This window comes from Chryseobacterium caseinilyticum, from assembly GCF_014837145.1.
Taxonomy (GTDB): domain Bacteria; phylum Bacteroidota; class Bacteroidia; order Flavobacteriales; family Weeksellaceae; genus Chryseobacterium; species Chryseobacterium caseinilyticum.
Map to the genome: position 1 here is coordinate 1 of NZ_JACYFS010000014.1, position 19,779 is coordinate 19,779.

Annotated in this window: 15 protein-coding genes; 8 read left to right on the forward strand and 7 right to left on the reverse strand. The window is 37.8% G+C overall.

The window, feature by feature from the left end; translation table 11 throughout:
- Positions 1 to 3,628: DNA-directed RNA polymerase subunit beta (gene rpoB / locus IC610_RS19700; RefSeq protein WP_191738563.1), on the reverse strand; the 3,628-nt coding region annotated here is incomplete at its 3' end.
- Positions 3,629 to 4,242: 614 nt separating this feature from the next.
- On the opposite strand from rpoB, the gene IC610_RS19705 reads away from it, so the two are divergent.
- From IC610_RS19705 to IC610_RS19735, 7 genes are all read left to right on the forward strand, one after another.
- Entirely contained in the window at positions 4,243 to 4,422 is a 180-nt protein-coding gene (locus tag IC610_RS19705; RefSeq protein ID WP_191738564.1) for a hypothetical protein, read from the forward strand.
- A 75-nt stretch (positions 4,423 to 4,497) separates the two neighbouring features.
- Positions 4,498 to 5,313: a hypothetical protein gene (locus IC610_RS19710; RefSeq protein WP_191738567.1), complete on the forward strand. Its 816-nt coding sequence runs from the start codon at positions 4,498 to 4,500 to the stop codon at positions 5,311 to 5,313.
- 30 nt (positions 5,314 to 5,343) lie between these two features.
- Complete coding sequence (locus tag IC610_RS19715; RefSeq protein ID WP_191738569.1) at positions 5,344 to 6,489, forward strand: hypothetical protein; 1,146 nt, start codon at positions 5,344 to 5,346, stop codon at positions 6,487 to 6,489.
- A gap of 240 nt (positions 6,490 to 6,729) precedes the next feature.
- On the forward strand, positions 6,730 to 7,326 hold the full coding sequence (locus tag IC610_RS19720) for a hypothetical protein (RefSeq protein WP_191738571.1): 597 nt from the start codon (positions 6,730 to 6,732) through the stop codon (positions 7,324 to 7,326).
- 108 nt (positions 7,327 to 7,434) lie between these two features.
- The gene (locus tag IC610_RS19725; protein ID WP_191738573.1) at positions 7,435 to 11,310 is read left to right on the forward strand and encodes an Ig-like domain-containing protein; all 3,876 of its coding nucleotides are present in this window, start codon (positions 7,435 to 7,437) and stop codon (positions 11,308 to 11,310) included.
- Between the two features lie 35 nt (positions 11,311 to 11,345).
- Positions 11,346 to 11,945 (forward strand): hypothetical protein, encoded by a 600-nt coding sequence (locus IC610_RS19730; RefSeq protein WP_191738575.1) that lies wholly within the window; start codon positions 11,346 to 11,348, stop codon positions 11,943 to 11,945.
- A 598-nt stretch (positions 11,946 to 12,543) separates the two neighbouring features.
- Complete coding sequence (locus IC610_RS19735; protein WP_191738577.1) at positions 12,544 to 14,499, forward strand: GEVED domain-containing protein; 1,956 nt, start codon at positions 12,544 to 12,546, stop codon at positions 14,497 to 14,499.
- Between the two features lie 260 nt (positions 14,500 to 14,759).
- Here the strand turns inward: IC610_RS19735 and IC610_RS19740 are convergent, their stop codons facing one another.
- The 6 genes from IC610_RS19740 to IC610_RS19765 all read right to left on the reverse strand — a co-directional run bounded on the left by IC610_RS19740 (position 14,760) and on the right by IC610_RS19765 (position 19,285).
- Complete coding sequence (locus tag IC610_RS19740) at positions 14,760 to 14,933, reverse strand: hypothetical protein (protein ID WP_191738601.1); 174 nt, start codon at positions 14,931 to 14,933, stop codon at positions 14,760 to 14,762.
- Positions 14,926 to 15,183: a hypothetical protein gene (locus tag IC610_RS19745; protein ID WP_191738579.1), complete on the reverse strand. Its 258-nt coding sequence runs from the start codon at positions 15,181 to 15,183 to the stop codon at positions 14,926 to 14,928. The genes IC610_RS19740 and IC610_RS19745 overlap by 8 nt, the downstream gene beginning before the upstream one ends.
- Before the next feature lie 9 nt (positions 15,184 to 15,192).
- The gene (locus IC610_RS19750) at positions 15,193 to 15,588 is read right to left on the reverse strand and encodes a DUF5675 family protein (protein ID WP_191738582.1); all 396 of its coding nucleotides are present in this window, start codon (positions 15,586 to 15,588) and stop codon (positions 15,193 to 15,195) included.
- Entirely contained in the window at positions 15,588 to 16,346 is a 759-nt protein-coding gene (locus IC610_RS19755; protein ID WP_191738583.1) for a hypothetical protein, read from the reverse strand. Before IC610_RS19755 ends, IC610_RS19750 begins: the two co-directional genes overlap by 1 nt.
- 309 nt (positions 16,347 to 16,655) lie before the next feature.
- A complete protein-coding gene (locus IC610_RS19760; protein ID WP_191738585.1) occupies positions 16,656 to 17,507 on the reverse strand; it encodes an RteC domain-containing protein in 852 nt (283 codons plus the stop codon).
- A 65-nt stretch (positions 17,508 to 17,572) separates the two neighbouring features.
- Positions 17,573 to 19,285, reverse strand: a complete 1,713-nt coding sequence (locus IC610_RS19765) for a helix-turn-helix domain-containing protein (RefSeq protein ID WP_191738587.1) — start codon at positions 19,283 to 19,285, stop codon at positions 17,573 to 17,575.
- A 273-nt stretch (positions 19,286 to 19,558) separates the two neighbouring features.
- Here IC610_RS19765 and IC610_RS19770 point away from each other — a divergent pair, with 273 nt between their 5' ends.
- Positions 19,559 to 19,765: a hypothetical protein gene (locus IC610_RS19770; RefSeq protein ID WP_191738589.1), complete on the forward strand. Its 207-nt coding sequence runs from the start codon at positions 19,559 to 19,561 to the stop codon at positions 19,763 to 19,765.
- The last annotated feature ends 14 nt before the right edge of the window (positions 19,766 to 19,779 follow it).

The window sequence follows — 19,779 nt, forward strand, 5'->3', positions numbered from 1 at the left end:
CAAGAGCCCAAACCTCCATCTCTCCGAAACGCTGTCCACCAAACTGAGCTTTACCTCCTAAAGGCTGCTGAGTAATCAGTGAATAAGGTCCGATAGAACGTGCGTGCATTTTGTCATCTACCATGTGTCCTAATTTCAGCATGTAGATGATACCAACTGTCGCAGCCTGAGTAAATCTTTCTCCTGTACCACCATCATAAAGGTAAGTGTGACCGAATTTAGGAACTCCTGCTTTCTCAGTGTACTCAGTGATCTGATCAAGAGTAGCACCGTCGAAAATTGGTGTAGCGAACTTCATTCCCAGTTTCTGACCAGCCCATCCAAGAACTGTTTCGTAGATCTGTCCGATGTTCATACGTGAAGGTACCCCAAGTGGATTCAATACGATATCAACCGGTGTTCCGTCTTCCAAGAATGGCATATCTTCCTGACGGACGATTCTTGAAACGATACCTTTGTTACCGTGACGACCTGCCATTTTATCTCCAACGTTCAGTTTACGTTTTTTAGCGATATAAACTTTAGCCAGTTTCATGATACCTGCTGGTAGTTCATCACCGATAGAAATTGCGAATTTCTCACGGTTTTTAACCCCCTGAATATCGTTGAATTTGATTTTGTAGTTGTGAATCAACTGTTTGATCAGTTCATTCTTATCGTTATCAACCGTCCAGTCTGAACCGCTGACGTTTACATAATCTTCTACTGACTGAAGAAGTTTCAGGGTAAATTTAGTTCCTTTACCGATGATTTCTTCATCTAAGTCGTTGGTTACTCCCTGAGAAGTTTTACCTCCGACAAGTGTATTTAATTTTTCAATTAAAGTATTTCTCAACTCGTCAAACCTTGCTTTGTAAGTGTTTTCAATCTCTTCAAGCTTCAGTTTTTCTTCAGTTCTCTTCTTTTTGTCTTTGATGTTTCTTGAGAACAGTTTTTTGTTGATTACAACACCTCTTAATGATGAATCTGCTTTTAATGAAGCATCTTTCACATCACCGGCTTTGTCACCAAAGATAGCTCTAAGAAGTTTTTCTTCCGGAGTAGGATCTGATTCTCCTTTTGGAGTAATCTTACCGATCATGATATCACCAGGCTTCACTTCAGCACCGATTCTGATCATTCCGTTCTCATCAAGATCTTTTGTAGCTTCTTCAGATACGTTTGGAATATCTGCTGTCAGTTCTTCCATACCCAATTTGGTATCACGAACTTCAAGAGAATACTCATCCACGTGGATTGAAGTAAACCAGTCTTCACGCACAACTTTTTCATTGATTACAATTGCATCCTCAAAGTTGTATCCTTTCCAAGGCATGAAGGCTACCACCAAGTTTCTACCCAAAGCCAATTCTCCGTCTTCGGTTGCGTAACCGTCGCAAAGAACCTGACCTTTCTGTACAACATCACCAACTCTTACGTTTGGTCTTAATGTAATGGTAGTACTCTGGTTGGTTTTTCTGAATTTAGTCAGTTTATATGTTTTAGTAGCAGACTCAAACTGTACTAAATCTTCGTCTTCACTTCTGTCATATTTGATTACGATTCTGTCAGCATCCACATACTCTACAGTACCGGTACCTTCAGCATTAATCAAAATTCTTGAATCTCTTGCAACCTGCTGCTCAAGCCCTGTACCAACGATTGGAGCCTGTGGCTTCAACAACGGAACTGCCTGACGCATCATGTTGGATCCCATCAATGCACGGTTCGCATCATCATGTTCCAGGAACGGAATCAATGAAGCTGAAATACCGGAAATCTGGTTTGGCGCAACGTCGATTAAGTTAACTTCAGAAGGCTCTACTACAGGATAATCACCGTCAAGACGGGCAATAATTCTGTCTGTAAGGAACGCTCCGCTGTCATCCAATTCTACGTTTGCCTGTGCAATTACTTTGTCTTCTTCGTCTTCAGCATTTAAGTAAACCGGTGCATCGTTTAATGCTACTTTACCAGCTTCTACTTTTCTGTACGGAGTTTCGATGAAACCAAGTCTGTTGATTTTAGCATAGATACCTAGTGAAGAAATCAAACCAATGTTTGGTCCTTCAGGAGTTTCGATAGGACAAATTCTACCATAGTGAGTATGGTGAACGTCACGTACCTCGAAACCTGCTCTTTCTCTTGATAAACCACCAGGTCCCAGGGCAGAAAGTCTACGCTTGTGCGTGATTTCTGATAGTGGGTTGGTTTGGTCCATGAACTGAGAAAGCTGGTTGGTACCAAAGAATGAGTTAATTACTGATGTTAAAGTTTTAGCATTAACAAGATCAAGCGGAGTAAAAATTTCGTTATCTCTAACGTTCATTCTCTCCTTGATCGTTCTTGCAATTCTCGAAAGACCTACACCGAACTGTCCAGCTAATTGCTCACCAACAGTTTTAATTCTTCTGTTTGATAAGTGGTCAATATCATCAACCTCAGCTTTAGAGTTTACCAATTCGATCAGGTGTCTTACAATCGCAATGATATCTTCTTTTGTAAGAACCTCAGTTGTAGTTGGGATATTAAGACCCAACTTTTTGTTTAATCTGTAACGTCCTACTTCACCCAATGAATATCTCTGCTCAGAGAAGAATAATTTTTCGATAATTCCTCTTGCAGTTTCCTCATCTGGCGGATCTGCATTTCTAAGCTGACGGTAAATATATTCTACCGCTTCTTTTTCAGAGTTGGTAGGGTCTTTCTGTAATGTATTCTGAATGATAGAGAATTCGTTTGCATTTTCTTTGTGGATCAAAATAGATTTCACACCTGCATCCAAAATAAGATCTAAATGTTCTTTTTCAAGAATAGTTTCTCTATCCAAGATGATTTCGTTTCTTTCGATAGAAACAACTTCACCAGTGTCTTCGTCTACGAAATCTTCAAACCAAGTGTTCAATACTCTCGCAGCCAAAGTTCTACCTTCCACTTTCTTAAGGGCAGCTTTAGAAACTTTCACTTCTTCTGCAAGGTCGAAAATCTGAAGAATGTCTTTATCAGATTCATAACCGATAGCTCTTAACAATGTAGTTAAAGGTAATTTTTTCTTACGGTCGATATACGCGTACATTACGCTGTTGATATCGGTTGTAAATTCCATCCAAGATCCTTTGAAAGGGATAATTCTTGAATAGTATAGTTTTGTTCCGTTAGCGTGGTAAGTCTGTCCGAAGAATACACCAGGTGAACGGTGAAGCTGCGTAACGATAACCCTTTCAGCACCATTGATGATGAAAGATCCACTCGGAGTCATATAAGGAACCGGACCTAAATAAACATCCTGCACAACAGTCTGGAAATCTTCATGTTCCGGGTCTGTACAGTATAATTTAAGTCTTGCTTTCAAAGGTACTGAATACGTCAGCCCTCTTTCCACACACTCATCGATTGAGTAACGTGGTGAATCTACCAGATAATCAATAAATTCTAAAACGAATTGATTTCTGGAATCTGTAATAGGAAAATTCTCCTGGAAAGTCTTATACAAACCTTCGTCTGTTCTGTCTTCAGGAAGTGTGTCTAGCTGGAAAAACTCTGTAAACGACTCAATCTGGATATCCAAAAAGTCTGGCGTCACGATTTTTCCTTTCGCTGTTGAGAAATTAATTCTCTTTTCCTGAGTTGTAGCTGTTGTTTTACTCATAAAACTTTTAAGAAAGGGGGTTAAAAAATATTTTGTTTTAAAAAATATCAGAAAGAACAAAGAAATAAGACAAAAGTAAAAAGGCAAAAATGTTTTTTGGCGCTAACAGTAAGAACCTAAATCTTTTACTTAATCTAAATCTTTCTAACTGCAACGCTGGTATATCTTTTCACAGCGTAATGCAAAATACTTTTAATGACTTCTGAGGCTGGAAATGAATAAATCCTTATAAACCAAAAACAACAAACCTCTTTCAAAAGAAATGAAAGAGTTGATTTTCAGTATTTTAAGAATGTATAAACAAATTTTTGCGCCAAAAGAGTCTGCAAATATACATTAATTATTATTAATACACAAACAACCAATTGTTTACATTCAAATTCGTGTTAAATTGTTTGCTTTATTTCTAAAAACATTTTTTACAAATAAAATTTACATTAAAACAAATAATAGTTAAAATATTTTAAATAAGTGAAAACCCCTAATGAAATATTTTTAATTTAAAAATTAAAAAAAGTGTAATATTTTTAATTTTTAATAAAAAAAGATTATATCTTTGCGTCAAGTTAAAAAAATACACTAATTGTATTTTAATACTTAAAAACATTATACCAATGAAAAATTTAAAAGAAAAATTAGCTGGTCTTAAGATTGAGCAGCTAGAAGAAAGAAAGGAGTTCACTTTCTACACAGTTAAAAATTGCAATCCACAGCCACCATGTGGACCTACTCCTCCAACTACCCCTCCTACTAATCCAGGAAACGGCGGTGGAACAGGTGGTGGAGGTTGGTAAAACTTTCATAAGCTAATAAGAAAAGCGAGCTTCAGGGCTCGTTTTTTCTATTTCTAACCAATCCTTCTCCATAAGATGAAAAATGAAAACAGCATAGGTTTTTACCTTTTTCAAAATCTGCTACACATCATATCTACAGGGTACAAAATAGATAACAAAAGCGTATTCTCTACATTCCAAAATGGGGTAAAAGAATACAGGAATTTTGTTTTTTTACAGGATGCAGTAATTGACAATGATATCGATTGGGTTTCTCAGGTAGAAAACAGCGAGAACGTTTTAGCCCAATCCAACCAACATTACAAAAATGCGATCTTTTCTCTACTACAAGTATTTCCTACTGATCATCAGTTTTGGGATTATCTTGCTGTAGAAGAAAAACTGTATTACTCCTACATCACCAAAGAAAAATACAACAACATCAGAAAACCGGTTTTGGAAATTTCTGATTTTGAAGAAATGTCTTACAACAAGCACAACCTTGCATTGGTTCCCATCAGAGGAATGGACTGGCTTTTCGAAGCAAAGGCCAGCTATGATGACATTAAAAATATTTTCACCTGTATTTTCAACGGAATGCAGATGATGGATGATATTGATGATTTTGCAAAAGACCTAACTTCCGGACAGTGGAATTTGCTCCACAGCGATGTACGAAAAATCATTACTGACGAGCATTTAGTAAATGATGAAAATCTGGATCGTTTTGAAGAACGCATTTTTTACGCATCGGGATTATGTGAAAAATACAGTCTGTACGCTTTGAATCAATACAATAATGCCTTGATTAATTCTGAAAAATTAGATTTCCCTGACCTTAAGATCTGGCTTACCCAAATTATTGAGGAAGTAAAAGAAAGCATAAAACTGGTCAACAAAATTACACAGTAACGCAACCCTAGAACATTCAAAACTTAAGTGATGATGAATCTGCTTGATGCCCAGCCCGTTTTCACCAAAAAGAAAAATGGTAATTATGTGATGGAAATTGACAATAACTTTTTCGATATCGACGAAGAAGTAAAGACAGTAATGCTCGCACTTTCACAGGCTGAAAATTACACACAGGCATCCAATCTCTACAATGAATATACTCAGGAGATTTATTCGGAAGAAGATTTTACTTTTTACAGCAACGAGCTATTAAAGAGATTCGATTTAAAAAACAAAAAGAAAAGTTTTCTTTTATTTGAAAAAATTCTGATTCCCGAAAAAACTGCAGGAAAAATATCCCAGATGATTGGATTTTTATTTTATCCGCCTTTATTCTGGGCTGCATTTATCTCCCTCGCGCTGTTCTCTGTTTACAACATTTTTTTTGACATCAATACAGGCAATTATGGCAATTTTTCAGTTTCTATAATATATACATTTGCTCTCTATTTCGTCACCATTATCTTCCACGAGTTTGGTCATGTGGCAGCCTGCAGAAAATTTACAGGTAAAAATGGAGGCATCGGATTCGGAATTTACATTTTGTATCCTGTTTTTTACTCCAACATCAGCGCCGTATGGCATGCAACAAAGCAGCAAAAAGTGATTGCAAATCTTGCAGGAATATATATGCAGCTTTGGTTTGTACTGGCATTTTACTTCATCGGTGCCTATATCGGTAATGATTTCTTTGTTGCTTTCAGCAAAGTGCTGGTCTTTATGTGTTTTGTTCAGATACTTCCGTTCATCAGATCAGATGGCTACTGGCTTTTAAGTGATCTTACCGGAGTTGCCAATCTGCTGGAAAAATCAGGTGATAAAGTGAATGCTTTTCTGAAAAATCCAATATCTTTTTTCAGATCGAAAAACCACAGTCACTACTTTCTCTTTTCTTACGGAATTTTCAATTTATTTTTTGTGCTTTCATTTTCTTACTACGAAATCAGATACAACTATGTGGCGATTTTAGATTACCCATTTTACGCTTGGGGATTAGTCCGGCAATTTATCGGTGGAGACTGGCACAAAATAGAGTTTGATGTAAAATATTTTTCAGTTATGCTTTTTTACTATATAATTTACAGTTACGGAAAACAGCTTTTTCAAAAGATTTTCGGCAAAAAACCTCAGTAGTAATAAAATCAAACAGTGAAATTTCACTTTTTAACAAATATTTGTCATAAATTTACAAATGATTTAAAATATTAATATTATTTACTAATAAATGTAATAAAATAAATTTATTAATGAATATTATTAAAAAATATAATTATATTTGCTGCACACTAATGAAAAATTAAAAACTAAATAACCTTGGTTAATTCCCTCCTCTTTCCCTTGGTTTATATCCTAAAGCATTTCCCAATCCAGGCTATGCTTCTTGTCATTTTTTCACTTTTCAGCAGTTTAACAGCTGCACAGGTAGGTTTAGAAACACCAAAACCTGCGCAGACTCAAATCTTTTTTGAAGGCAGCGCGACACTTCACTCTTCAGACGAAATATTTAATGCACAGATAGAATCTCAAAAGATTAAGATTGGTAATGATCAAAAAAATCTACTGAGCATCAAAAAAGTAGGATCGAAAATTATCATCAGAAATGAGAATAATAGAGAAAATTTTTCAGAACAGTTAAAAACAGCTCAGAAAAAGAAGAGTGATGAAATAAAAAAATCTGTTGACAAAAAAATTAAAGCCTCTCTGGCAAAGGTAAAATCTCACTCCCGGGATGTTATTAAGAGCCATTCATCAGAAGAATTTGCCCATCTAGGAGGATCTCTGAAACAGAATTTTGTCAACCCCAAACCTACAAACGATTTCCAAAAGGGAATTTCAGAAAAGCAATATACAATCCTGATCAGAACTTTCAATTATCTTCATGAGAAAAAGATACTCGATTACAACAGCCAAAGCAAAAAATTTGGCTTCACTAAGGTCTTATCTGTAAGGCCTCCTCCAGCTAAATCTTAGCATCAATTTTCGCAACAATAAAAGGTTTTAACATAAAAACTAAACAAAATGAACTTTAATTTTATACTAAGGTATAGCAAGATGCATGTCAAAAAACAGATTTTCGCTTTGACAGTTTTGCTAACAAATTTTGCCATCGCCCAGATCAACCCATCCTTGGAAATGGCTGGACCAACAGCAGCGAATGGTGTTGTTACTTCATATACAACCACTCTGCAAAAAAATACTAATAATACTGTAGGAAATACATTTGCTACATATACTAACACACCTTTAACTGTTACGGCAGCTGTCACTCAACAACAGTTTCCTGGTACTAATGCGTACAATGGTACCGCAGGAAGTTTATTTATGGGGGATGCAGTAGGTGGAGTAAACACAGATGTGAATGCTCCTGCATACCAAGTGATGAACGCATTTGGAAACGTAAATACAGCAGCACCCTATACTACTGACAATAATCAGTATACAAGTTTTGGAGCAGCAAACGGTAACGGTATCGATGTAACAGCCAACTATGGATTTAGATTTAATACTTCTGTAAATGCATTAGGATCGCAGTCTACTACAGGAAGATATAAAATTGGAGAGATCACATTAACATTTAACAGGCCTGTAAAAAATCCACGTATACACCTTAAAGGTCTAGGAGGATCACGAGGGAATCCTATAACATTCTCATTTACCACTGAATTTACAGTAAAATCAGTAATTAATTCATCTAATAATAACATTCTACCCTCTACCAATTTATCTCTATTATCAGGAACAAATTTGATTATAGATCAAAATTTAAAAACCATTAACAATTCTTATACTGGATTAACTTCACCTGCCGGAGCAAATTCAGGTCGTGGTACAGTGGAAATTACCAATACAAACATAACTTCAATAGTTTTAGAAGTTTACATGAATGGAAATACAGCAGGACAAGACTGGACACTGAGTAGCGGCGGTCTGGCAGACGCGTGGATGTTAGCTGTTTCACTAGGTGAATCTGACATACAAATAAATAAATTTGTAAACCCTACAACGGTAAGCGCAGGAGATAATGTAGTATTTACTGTAAATGCTACTAATAACGGTTGTTCAAACAATACAAACATAATAGTAGATGACATTTTGCCATCAGGGTACACTTATGTTTCGCACAGCGCAACGCCTGGGACATATATACCATCTTCAGGGGTGTGGACAATTGGTGCATTAAATGATCAGGCGACTGCAACTTTATCCGTTACCGCACGAGCAAAATCTTTAGGAATGTACGAAAACAGTGGAACAGCTGCCTCGGCAGATCTTCTAGATCCCGATTCGTCAAATAATACAGCGAGTGTAGCAGCACTTGTTGACACTGACAGAGACGGCGTTTCTGACTCTGAAGATCTTGATGACGATAATGATGGTATTCCAGATTCTCTGGAAGGTTTCTGCTCTTCAACACCAACTCTTCTAAAATCTGCCAGTTTTTCTGCAACCGGAGCGGGAGTTACTGGAAGACCAACAATAAACTTTGAAGCACCAACTACGGGATCAGGCAGACGGACTGTTCTTCTGCTATTAACTGTAGAACGTGATCACACTCCTGGAAATCTAGGAGATAACTGGGAATCGACAGCTCATACAGCGCCAAATAACACTGCTCTGATGCCAACTGTAACTTTCGGAACATCAACGATGGAGAAAAGAAATTACAATTTTGCCTATGATGCAGTATCAGGTCAACCAAGTACGCAGGCACGTTTAAGCAGAACTCAATATGTATATGCCTTATCCGACAGCAACACAGGTGGCATCCCATCTGGCCTGCAGTCTATTGACTTAAGTAACTTTACAGTTGGACCAAATTCAAATGCGGGAGACGAATTTTCAGCTCAGGTTTTAGTATACGATCAAGTGCGAAGTATTGAAGTTGGCGGTTCCAATGCTGCATTTGCCAATACCAGCGGATTCCCTGCGTCAATTTCTGTAAGCAACGATACAAATGCTACTCAATCATCTCCACTTACAGCAAATGATATCCTATTGGCTTTTGGAGGAAATTCGAATGGAAATGGAATGACTTTAACTCCAACATGGACTCCATTATTTAATTCGGTGGTAACCAATGCAGGAGGAACTTTTACAGGTTTTTCAGGTATCCCAACAGGAAGCTCAGAAAATGATGGATTCTCCAGTGCAGTGGCAACATTGACCGGGGTAACGGGAAATCAATCTATTACCTTTAATTTCAATACAAATAATGCACTACTAGGAAATGCTACAATGTACAGAATTAATGGATTTGGAACATGCGTTATCAGGGATACGGATGCAGATGGAATTCCTGATTTTCTGGATTTAGATTCTGATAATGACGGATGTCTTGATGCAATAGAAGGTTCAGCTACAATTACAGCTTCCCAGCTTATTGCTGCACAAGGAGGATTATCTGTGGGGACAGGCTCTACTGCTGCCAACCAAAATTTACCGGCACCGGTAGGAAATACACCTACAACTAAGGGTATTCCACAACTTGCCGGTACGGGTCAGGCCGTTGGAACTTCGGACATTGTTAACCAAAGCCCTTGTTTCATCGATGCTAAGAATGACATCAACCAGACACCGATAAATACAGTTGTTTCCGGATCTTTGTTAACAAACGATGTAAGTGGTGAAGGTGCAGTGAGTTTATTATCTGCTCAGTACAGAAATTCAGCAGGAACTTTCGTTACTCTCACAACAGGTACATCTACATCTGTTTACAGTACAACAGGAATTCTGGCAGGATCAATTCTACTCAATGCAAATGGAAACTACACATACACTCCTGCTACAGGATTTACAGGTACAGTTCCTTTGAATTATACCGCAGCCAATGCGGTTGGAGGAAATGATACTGCATCACTAGAAATTCAGGTAATCCCAGTTACAAATCCGTTATTAAATGATGCGCCGATAGCTCTTAATGATACAGGAGTAACAAAAGCGGGTGTAAGTTTAACTTCAAATGTTTTAGGAAATGACAGCGACCCTGATGTTGGAAACACTATTACAGTAACAGGTGCAACTCAAGGCAGTACAACGATTGGAAATGCGGGAACAGCTGTAACAGTTACAGGAGTAAATTCATCAGGCGCAACAGTTACCGCAGGTACATTTGCTCTGACAGGCACAGGTGCCACAGCAGGAAATTATACATTTATTCCGGCCGCAGGTTTTACAGGAACTGTAAATGCTATTACCTACACGATCAGTGATGGTAACGGAGGAACAGATACAGCAGTTGTAAACATTGAAGTAAAAGCAGCAACCGCTCCACCAGTGGTTTTTGCAAATGACGATGCCAAAGCAACAGTGAAAGGTGTTTCAACAAGTGGAAATATGCTTGCCAACGATACCTCAACAGCTACAGGAACATTGTCTGTAACGAGTGTTACAATCAATGGAACTGCTGCCGCACCAACAGCTGCAGGAGTATTGGTGCCTGGCGTAGGTACTATAACAATCAGTTCCACTGGAGCTTATACATTTTTACCTCTTCCAACATTTGTCGGCACATACGTGATTCCTTACACAACATGTAATAACGCAACCCCTACACCAGCTTGTTCTACTGCATCGTTGTACCTCACTTCACTGGATCTTCCGGGATACTGTTATAAAGAACCAATTACAACAGCTACCAGAAATCAACCAGTGAAACACGGGATCACAGCACTTAACAGAGCGGGATCAGGTAGCACGGAATGGCCTACAGTAAGACAAGGAGCATGGACAGTGCTTGAAGCTAAAACTAAAGGTTTCGTTATCAACAGAACAACTTTCGTTGATGAAGATGGTAACTCTGCTACGCCAACTACTCCACCTACATCTGCAATTCCTGCAGCTAACTATGTGGAAGGAATGATAATGTATGACAACGGTGTACATTGTCTGAAAGTGTATACAGGAGCAGCAAATGGATGGCAGTGCTACAACACACAGGCTTGTCCGGACTTTTAATAATTTAAGTTTAACATTAATTTAAATTCAAGAAAATGAAAAAATCGTTTAATATAATCATGATCTGTGCAGCACAGCTTGCTTTTGCACAGATCGCTATCGGGAAAGCATCTGTAACCACACTGCCTGCATCTACTACTCCAAACCCCTCTATTTCATTAGAGTTTGGTGATTATGCAGGTCCGCAGTTGGGCAGAGGAATTATACTTCCCTATGTCAACTCAGCATCAGCTGTAGTAAATTCTGTAGAAGGCACGTTCTTTTATGATGTGACTGATAAGATTGTGAAGTTGAAAAACGGCACCAACTCTTACTTCAATCTTTCAAAAAACGAAATAACAACAGTAGGTCTTAATCCTAATTTTGACACTACGGGTGTTGTTTCTACAGCTTTACAGGACGCTCCAAATGTCACAGAATCTCCAGATGCGAAAGTAAGCATTGGCCCTTCAACCTCATCTACTCCTCCGGGAATTTTGGTTTTGGAGAATGCCAATCAGGCAATGATTCTTCCGAAGGTTGCCAGCCCGCATCTTAACATTATTAACCCTGAACCAGGAATGATGGCCTATGACACCGTGACGAAGCAGATTGCTGTTTACAACGGGAAAGTATGGTCTTTCTGGAAACCTTAGGTTTATTTTTTTCACACCAAAGCGAGGGCTGCCGAATTTTTTTCGGCAGCCTTTTTTTTATTTATAAAATTTCATTTAGAATTTAATTAATATCATTTTAAACTCAGATTTTCATATTGACATTCAATACTTTTGTCATTTAAATAAAATCTTAAAAAAAGGATGCGTGAGAACGTGATTTACCTTTGATTAAATAAAAATTCATTGCCGTCAAATTACGTATTTATACTGAATGGAATCTTCTTTAAACCTTTTACATTTGTAATGAAGAAAAAAAAGAAAAAAAGTTAGTTCGCTTAATTTTTTGTCCTGCCATTGGCGGGACTTTTTTTTATTATTGACAGTTCGTTTCTGCATTTCCCGTTTTGTTTATCTTGATACCATAATTCTATTTGGGTTTGGAGAAGTAAGTAGAACTTACAGAAAATTGCTTTAGAGAAATCACATATTTGTCACTAGAAAGCCTGTACAATACACAATAATAATCCATTTCCACTATCAAATCCATCAGATAATCATACTAATTGATAAATATATATCTAAAATTCAAAGATTAATAATACTTTTAATGCTTTAAAATTAAAAAGCTGCATTTAACATGAAAAAAGCATTACTTTCAATGGTGTCTCTTACCGGCATTTTCGGTATTTCCCATGCGCAAAACTTTGAGTGCGGAACTGAACCCTTGAGCTACGAGAAATTTCTTACACAGCGAGAACTGGCCAATAAAATTTTAGCCAAAAATGCCAACTCCAAAAACACTCCAGCCATTACCTATGTTGCTGTTCAAGCTCATTTAATAGGAATGGATAATGGTACAGGCTATGCCTCGGCTAATAATTTGAATAACGCTTTATCGGAGCTCAACAGAAAGTTTGCCGACTTCAATGTTCAGTTTTATTTTAAGGGGACAGACTTCCTTTATTACCCGAATTCGCTCTACCACAGCGGAGATCAGCCAGATTCAGAGACACTGATGTTCAGTCAGCAAAACAGCTCAAACAACTCGATGAATCTATTCCTTGGGAACAGCGTAAAAAGGGGTGGTTCGGGCGTAGGCGGCTGGTCTTATGTAGCGCCATCCAATCAGAGCAACAACATTACATGGGTTGTGAACGGACAGTTGGATGATGATAAAACAACCCCACATGAATTCGGGCATTATTTCGGGTTATCACACACCTTTAACAATTCTACCAATGCTACAATAAGCAATCGTGAGCTTGTAACCAGAAATTTCAGTGAACCTTTACCGAGACTTTCTGCCAATTGTGACACTAAGGGAGATTTCATCTGCGATACACCTTCCGATCCGCGTGGAGCTGCAAATGCAACAACGAGCAATTGTGCTTACACAGGAACTGCCACTGATGTAAACAGCGATCTTTTTGCTCCGCTGATGAATAATATGATGGACTATAATTTCTGCGCACCTTACTTTTTCACTCCCGGCCAGTACAACAGAATGCAGAATGTAGGACTTCCGATTGTTACCAATTCTTCCACATTTACGCTCAACGCACCGGAAACACCTCAGCCTGTTCCTACCAATATTACTGCATCACCATCAGAATACACCAATCAGTTTGCTGTAAACTGGATAGATAATTCTACTGTAGAAACAGGGTATCTTGTTGAGGCAAAAGCAGAAGGCAGCACAGTTTACATTCCTGTAAAAGGTGTTATGAAAAACGCAGTTACTGCGAATAATTTTACTAAATTAACAGCAGGACTGAAATATAATTTCAGAATAAAAGCTTCCAATACAAAGACCAATTATTCTGCGGAGTCTGCCCTCATCCAGTTCCCGGCACTTTGTGGAAACAACAACGTTACTTCATGCTCTCCTCACAACGGGATAGATGCCAGTTGGAATATAGAAAATGTAAAGCTTACACAGAACAACGTTACACTCATGCAAAACCTCAACAGCAATTGTTCAGGAAGTTCTATCGGCAACTACTTCAGTTCGCACATCGCCAACGTGGCAGCCGGCACCAGCGTAACACTGGAAGCTAAGGCAAAAGCAAACTCCAATACAGGAAGTGCCTATTCACCCTATGTAAAAGTATATGTAGACTGGAATCAAGACAGTATTTTCGATGAGCTTACAGAAAAGGTAATTGAAAACACAGGCTTCAACGGGATTACACAAAACTTTCTCATTCCATCAACTATCCCAACAGGATCATACCGTCTGAGAATAGCCTTCACAGCTTCAACATCCGGATATGCTGCAGCTACTCCATGTCGGGTTTCTTTTGGTGAAATTGAAGATTATCAATTGGCTGTCACTAATGGAAATTTAAGTACAAAAGAAAATGAGCTTGATCAAACGGGCATTTATCCAAATCCTGTTGATGATATTCTTTATATTAAATCTAATCTGAAATACAAAAAATTCAGTCTTTATTCTGCTGAAGGAAGACTGGTGATGAAAGGCGATGTACTGGATAATCAAATTAATGTTTCAAGTCTTGAAAAAGGTTATTATGTAGTTGAGATTTCAGATAATAAAGCAAATTCAGTAAGACATAAAATTCTGAAGAAATAATAACAATTTTAAACTGAACAAAATTTAAATAAAATAAAATTCCACCCCTTTGCAGAGGCGGTTTTTTTTGATAAAGGACATCATTATTATGGTAAAATCATGAGCAAAATGCACTTGCCCTGCTTTATATAATATAACCTTATTGATATTGAAAGAAAATCAGACAACTTGATAAAAACATAATAAAAACCTCCCCGATCTGGAGAGGCTCTAAAATTAATAAGTAATTGTGGAAAAAAAATATGTGGAGTTTTATTTACTTACTCTTTTTCTTTTTTGCATATATTCTTCCAAAACAATGATACCGCAAAACTAACGCTTGCTCCAATTGCTGCCAAAACTATTGTTTCCAAAAGGTTTTCAATGTTCATAGTCAGTGAAACGCTCAATACTGTTCCCGCCAGGGTTCCCATTCTAAGATCAACATTATTCATGATCCTGAATTTTATTATCGACGTCGTACTGTTTTTCTTCGAAAACCTTATCGTCAACTGTAATCTGACTAATAGCAGATATGATTCCGCCAGCCAAGACGAGGTACTTTGCGACCTCATCAACTGTCAAAGATAATCTGACCGGAGAAGCTATTAACACTCCTCCAATCCCAGCCGACAACAAGCCTATATTTCTCAAAATCCTGAAAAGCTTTGGTGTCGGTGCCTTTACTCTCTTTATAATATTCATTATCAATATTTAAGAAGTTATTGTCAACCAGATGTCTTCACTGTCATTTATCGCTTTGTATACCATATCTTTCACTCTTTCGAAAGCATCGTGTGAAAGCGTTCCCAGACCGGCACCACAAATATGTGTTACCTGAGCTATACATCCCATAAGTTCTTTAGTCGCATTATTAGCAGGATGAAGCAGAATGAGACTTCTGTTTTTCACCTCCATGATTTCCAAATGCCAACCGAACTTACGGCTGTAGCGCTTCTTCCACCTGTATTTTCCTTCAGGAATACAAGATGCACGTCGCTGATTCTCTTTCAAGGGAAGTTCAATAGTCAGACAAATTAAATGACCATCATAAAATAAACTACCGTTAATTCCTCCTGAAAAATAGGTTCGTACAATCTGCAGTTCCATTATACTCCACCGTCTACTTTGATGATTGCCAGTGGATTGTAAGAACCATTCTTCAATGCATACTTTCTTCCGTTGATATCCTGATAAAACTCTATTCCTAACGCTAAGAACAGTGGTTTTGTGGAATTTGCAGGCAGCGACAGGATATGGCTGATCAAAGATGTAACTGTTGCTGAATAAGGAATAACAAGTGTAGACTCCAAAGCATTTTCAAATGTTTCCTGCTCAAAGTCAATCTCTGCCCCACCCGAGGTTATCTTAAAATGTGTAGTACCCTGAGGTGCTGTAATCATATCTACCGGAACGAAGGGGTCTACGGAAATAGTCATTTCCCCAGTCACCCGATCGATAGCTGCTGTATATGGTGCATGGAATGTTGTTGACAAAGCTCCTGTCTGATTAAATTCAAAACCTGTCAGCAGTTCTGCTTCCCCATCAATAACATTTCGTAACCCTCTTTCGCTGACCATATCTGCCTGAATCACCTTTATCATGATCTGCGTCATCCTGCTTGCCATTCCTGATGACTTCACATTTGTAAGCAGTGGACGTAAAGCCGCACGTAATACTTTTCCAGCTTTTCCAGCCCTGCCAAATTCCATTCCGTTTTCACGGGTTCTCTGAAAAGCAGGATCGGTAGCGATTCTCTTAGCATCTATCCCTCCCTTCTCACGAACAAGATATCCGTTTTTTGATTTGTAAAAGGTAACATCCCCGATGGTACCTGTAATCTTAAAAATTCCTTTTTGATGTGCCATTGTTTTAAATTTTTAGTTAAACACTTTTTTTGATTCACAATCCTTTCTGTTGCAACTGTTGATTGATGAGACAAAGGTTGGAGTTTGCCGCGGTAATTTTTCGGTAGTCATTCGGTAGTACCGAAAGATTTTTGTAATTGGTTTAGTTAACATAATTATTTTAGGGCATTCAGTGGGAGTATGTAGGGAGTATGTAGGAGGTTGAGTACGGTCTTTGGGGTATTAGCTAGGAGTGTCTGCGTGTTTGAGGGTGAGTGATGCCGGATGCGGGGTGTTGGGATGAAAGTTGGAGAGTGAGTGGAAGTAAGTTTATTTTCCGTCGAGGTCGGTGAAGTGTTGCTCAAGGTTATCGTGGAGTGACTGGAGGAATTTTGTACGGTTTATTTTCCGGAGTTTTATTTCGCCCAAAATCTTATGAAAATTGGAAAGATCGACACCCAGCATTTTTTCGAAAGTTCTTATCACTTCACTTATCTCCATATTTCCTGCATTAAAACATTTCATCAGATGCAGACTGTATATCAGCTCAATCAGTGAAACTTTCGATGATGACCACGATAACGCTGACCTGTATTCCCTAATTTCAGGCTTGACATTTTTGGCTGTATACAATTCCTCCATTAAATATACCTCTAATTTTGAGTTGGCGAGAATATGTGCTACCAGATGATCATGTGATGTAGTGAATGAAGAATCGAGATTATAGAACCCTGCTGATAATCTCATCTTCATATCGAAAGAATCTCGCACAAAATATTTGTGATCGAGATAAGTGGCACCCCTACGGTAATAGCTGTAAAATTCTGCGTTGTCTTTGTAAAAAGTATTGAGTTTTTTCTGCTCAGATTCATAATATTTCAGCAGAACCTCTGTTCCCATTGCAGGTTTTAGTGATTCAATGCTAAGTATTCTTGTGTAGTATATAAATTTTGAGATGAGTGAAGGTTTCAATACCTTAAAGAAATACACCTCATCTGCCGTAGATTCAAATTCACAGGAGGAGACTAACGATTTTGCTACTCTCACTGTTTCGTCAATTTTCATTAACGCCGATTCGCAACACGCTATCCAATTTTCCCTGTTATTTTCCAATGTCTCTAAAACCTCCGCAAGTTTCTGTGACAGATCGTGAATCTCTATCAGTAAATTATTCTGTACCATGTCCTTAAAATTTTACAGAAATTTACAAAATCATCATGTAAATGTGAAATATCTGAGCATGCTAATTAATCCTGATCTTCATCTGCTTTTTTGAGACCCGCTTCCAGTTTTTTCTGTTTTACATAATCAATGGGTCGCATCCCTGTAATTTCAAGAAAAGCATCGGAAAAATTCTGTCTGTATAAAAATCCCGCCTCTTTTGCCAGAACCGTAATTTTCAGCTTAAGATAGTTTTCATCTTCATTGAGCTTTCTGATGATGTAGTTTATTCTCAAGTGCATCAGATAGGGTTTGAAGTATAATCCTTTTGTGTCATAAATAAATACCGAAAGATAGTTTGAATTTGTTCCGAAACGCTTCGCCAATATTTCTACTGTAAGTCCTATCTTCCTGAATCCCTCATTTGATTCGAATGCAGACAGCTTGGCAGTTAATACTCTTACTACATCTTCAGGTAAAGACGAGCGTTGTGAAGGGGTCTTTTCGGTCTGTAAAGGGATCTGTTGATTTTCCCATTTTTCCTGAAGGATCATGTACTTCTGAAGTATTTCTTTCTTTTTTCTGCGGTGCAAAACCAGCAATACAACCAACACGGAAGCCATCACCCCTAAAAAAGTCACAAATCCCAAACCGGTAAATTTTATGGTCTGCCACTGTTTTTTTTCCTGCAGTTCCTGTTTTCGGTCGTAGCCCTTATAAATTTTTGAAGAAAGGTAAGCAAAATCCTTTTTTAGAAAAGCGTCGACATTGAGTAGTTGCCGCGTATAATACCTTTCTTTCTGAATATTATCTTTTTCTTCAGCATGCATGATCAATTTTTCGTAGACCGGGCGCAGTTCCGGCCAAATAAAATGTCTTTTTACAAATATAGTATCGATATTTTCAAAGTTTCGAATTGCCTTTTCTTTCTGATCTGTGTTCCACAGTATATTTCCTTTATAAAAAAAGATTACCGAGGCCCAGGCAAAATCGTCCCGCTGCAACATAACCGGTAATGCCTTATCCAAATAAAAAAGCGCTGAATTGTAATTTTCCTTTTGATATTCTGCAATTCCCCGGCATTTATAAAAATATGCTTTTTCCAACCGAAAATCCTGGCTGGTCCCGATTACATAAAGACCCTTTTTAATAAGACTATCTGACTGTTTCCTCTGCTCCATGTTTCTATAAACAATGGTAAGCTGATGCAGACTGTTGAGGTATGCTTTTTTGTTATTAAAATGCGTAATGGGCTCAGTGATTTCCGACATCTCCTTTTCAAAAAAAGCGATACATTTCAAAAAGTGTTCTGCAGCCGGCTCATAAAATCCCAGATAGCTTTTTACTACACCTATGTGGTAGACGATTTTATTTTTGAGGTATTCATCTTTCGTCTCCTCAGCAAATTCCAAAGCTTTAAGGTATGCTATAAGAGCAGGCTGAAATTTTTTAAAATTAAAATAATATACTATTCCCTTTCCCAGATAAGCGTTGGCGATCAGATCTTTTTCCTTCGAAAGGATTGCTACCGTGATGGTGGAATCTGCAAACTTCATTTTATCCGGGACATTTTTTGAGAATTGCACCCCGTCCCTGTAACCCTGTACCCAGTGCCGATAATTTTTTTCGTTTTTTGCTTTTTTAATGTAAATCCTAACAAAAGGTAAGGCACTTTCATCGTCCGTATACAATTTTTCATAGTTTCTGCGGATCTCTGCGAATGAATTTTCTTTTATCTGTGAAGTACAGACAGAAGTACAGAAAAGTAAAAACAATAAATAAAAATATTTCGTTGTCATCTCAGGCAGTGTGTTTTATCAAAAATATAAAAAAAACAGCCTCATCCGGTAAGGGGTCAGACAATTATCTGCTGCCGTCTGTTTTTTATGTCAGAAAACCGTTATCCAGTGCTATTTTACCGTGCTTATTATGTAGTCTTTTTTTGGAAATTACGTCGACGTAATTTCCAAAACAGTCCCTCGATCATTTTTTTTTTGGATTCAGAGCCGTCTACATTTGTCCCGAGAATCTCAAGTCAACCGGCCGGAATTTTTAACTCAAATTCCAAAACAATGAAAAAAACAATGTATGCAATGAGCTTGATGCTCTGCTTAGTGATTCTGCAGCAATGCAGAACTTCAGATTTTACAGATTCAGAAAAGAATACGTCTGAACAACCAGAAACAGCTTTTAAAAAAGGCGGGGACAGCGTCCGAAATGCAGAATTATACCCTGATCCTCCAGTACGCGACGGTCATGACTGGAAAAACTCTTTTTAATTTATAACAATAAT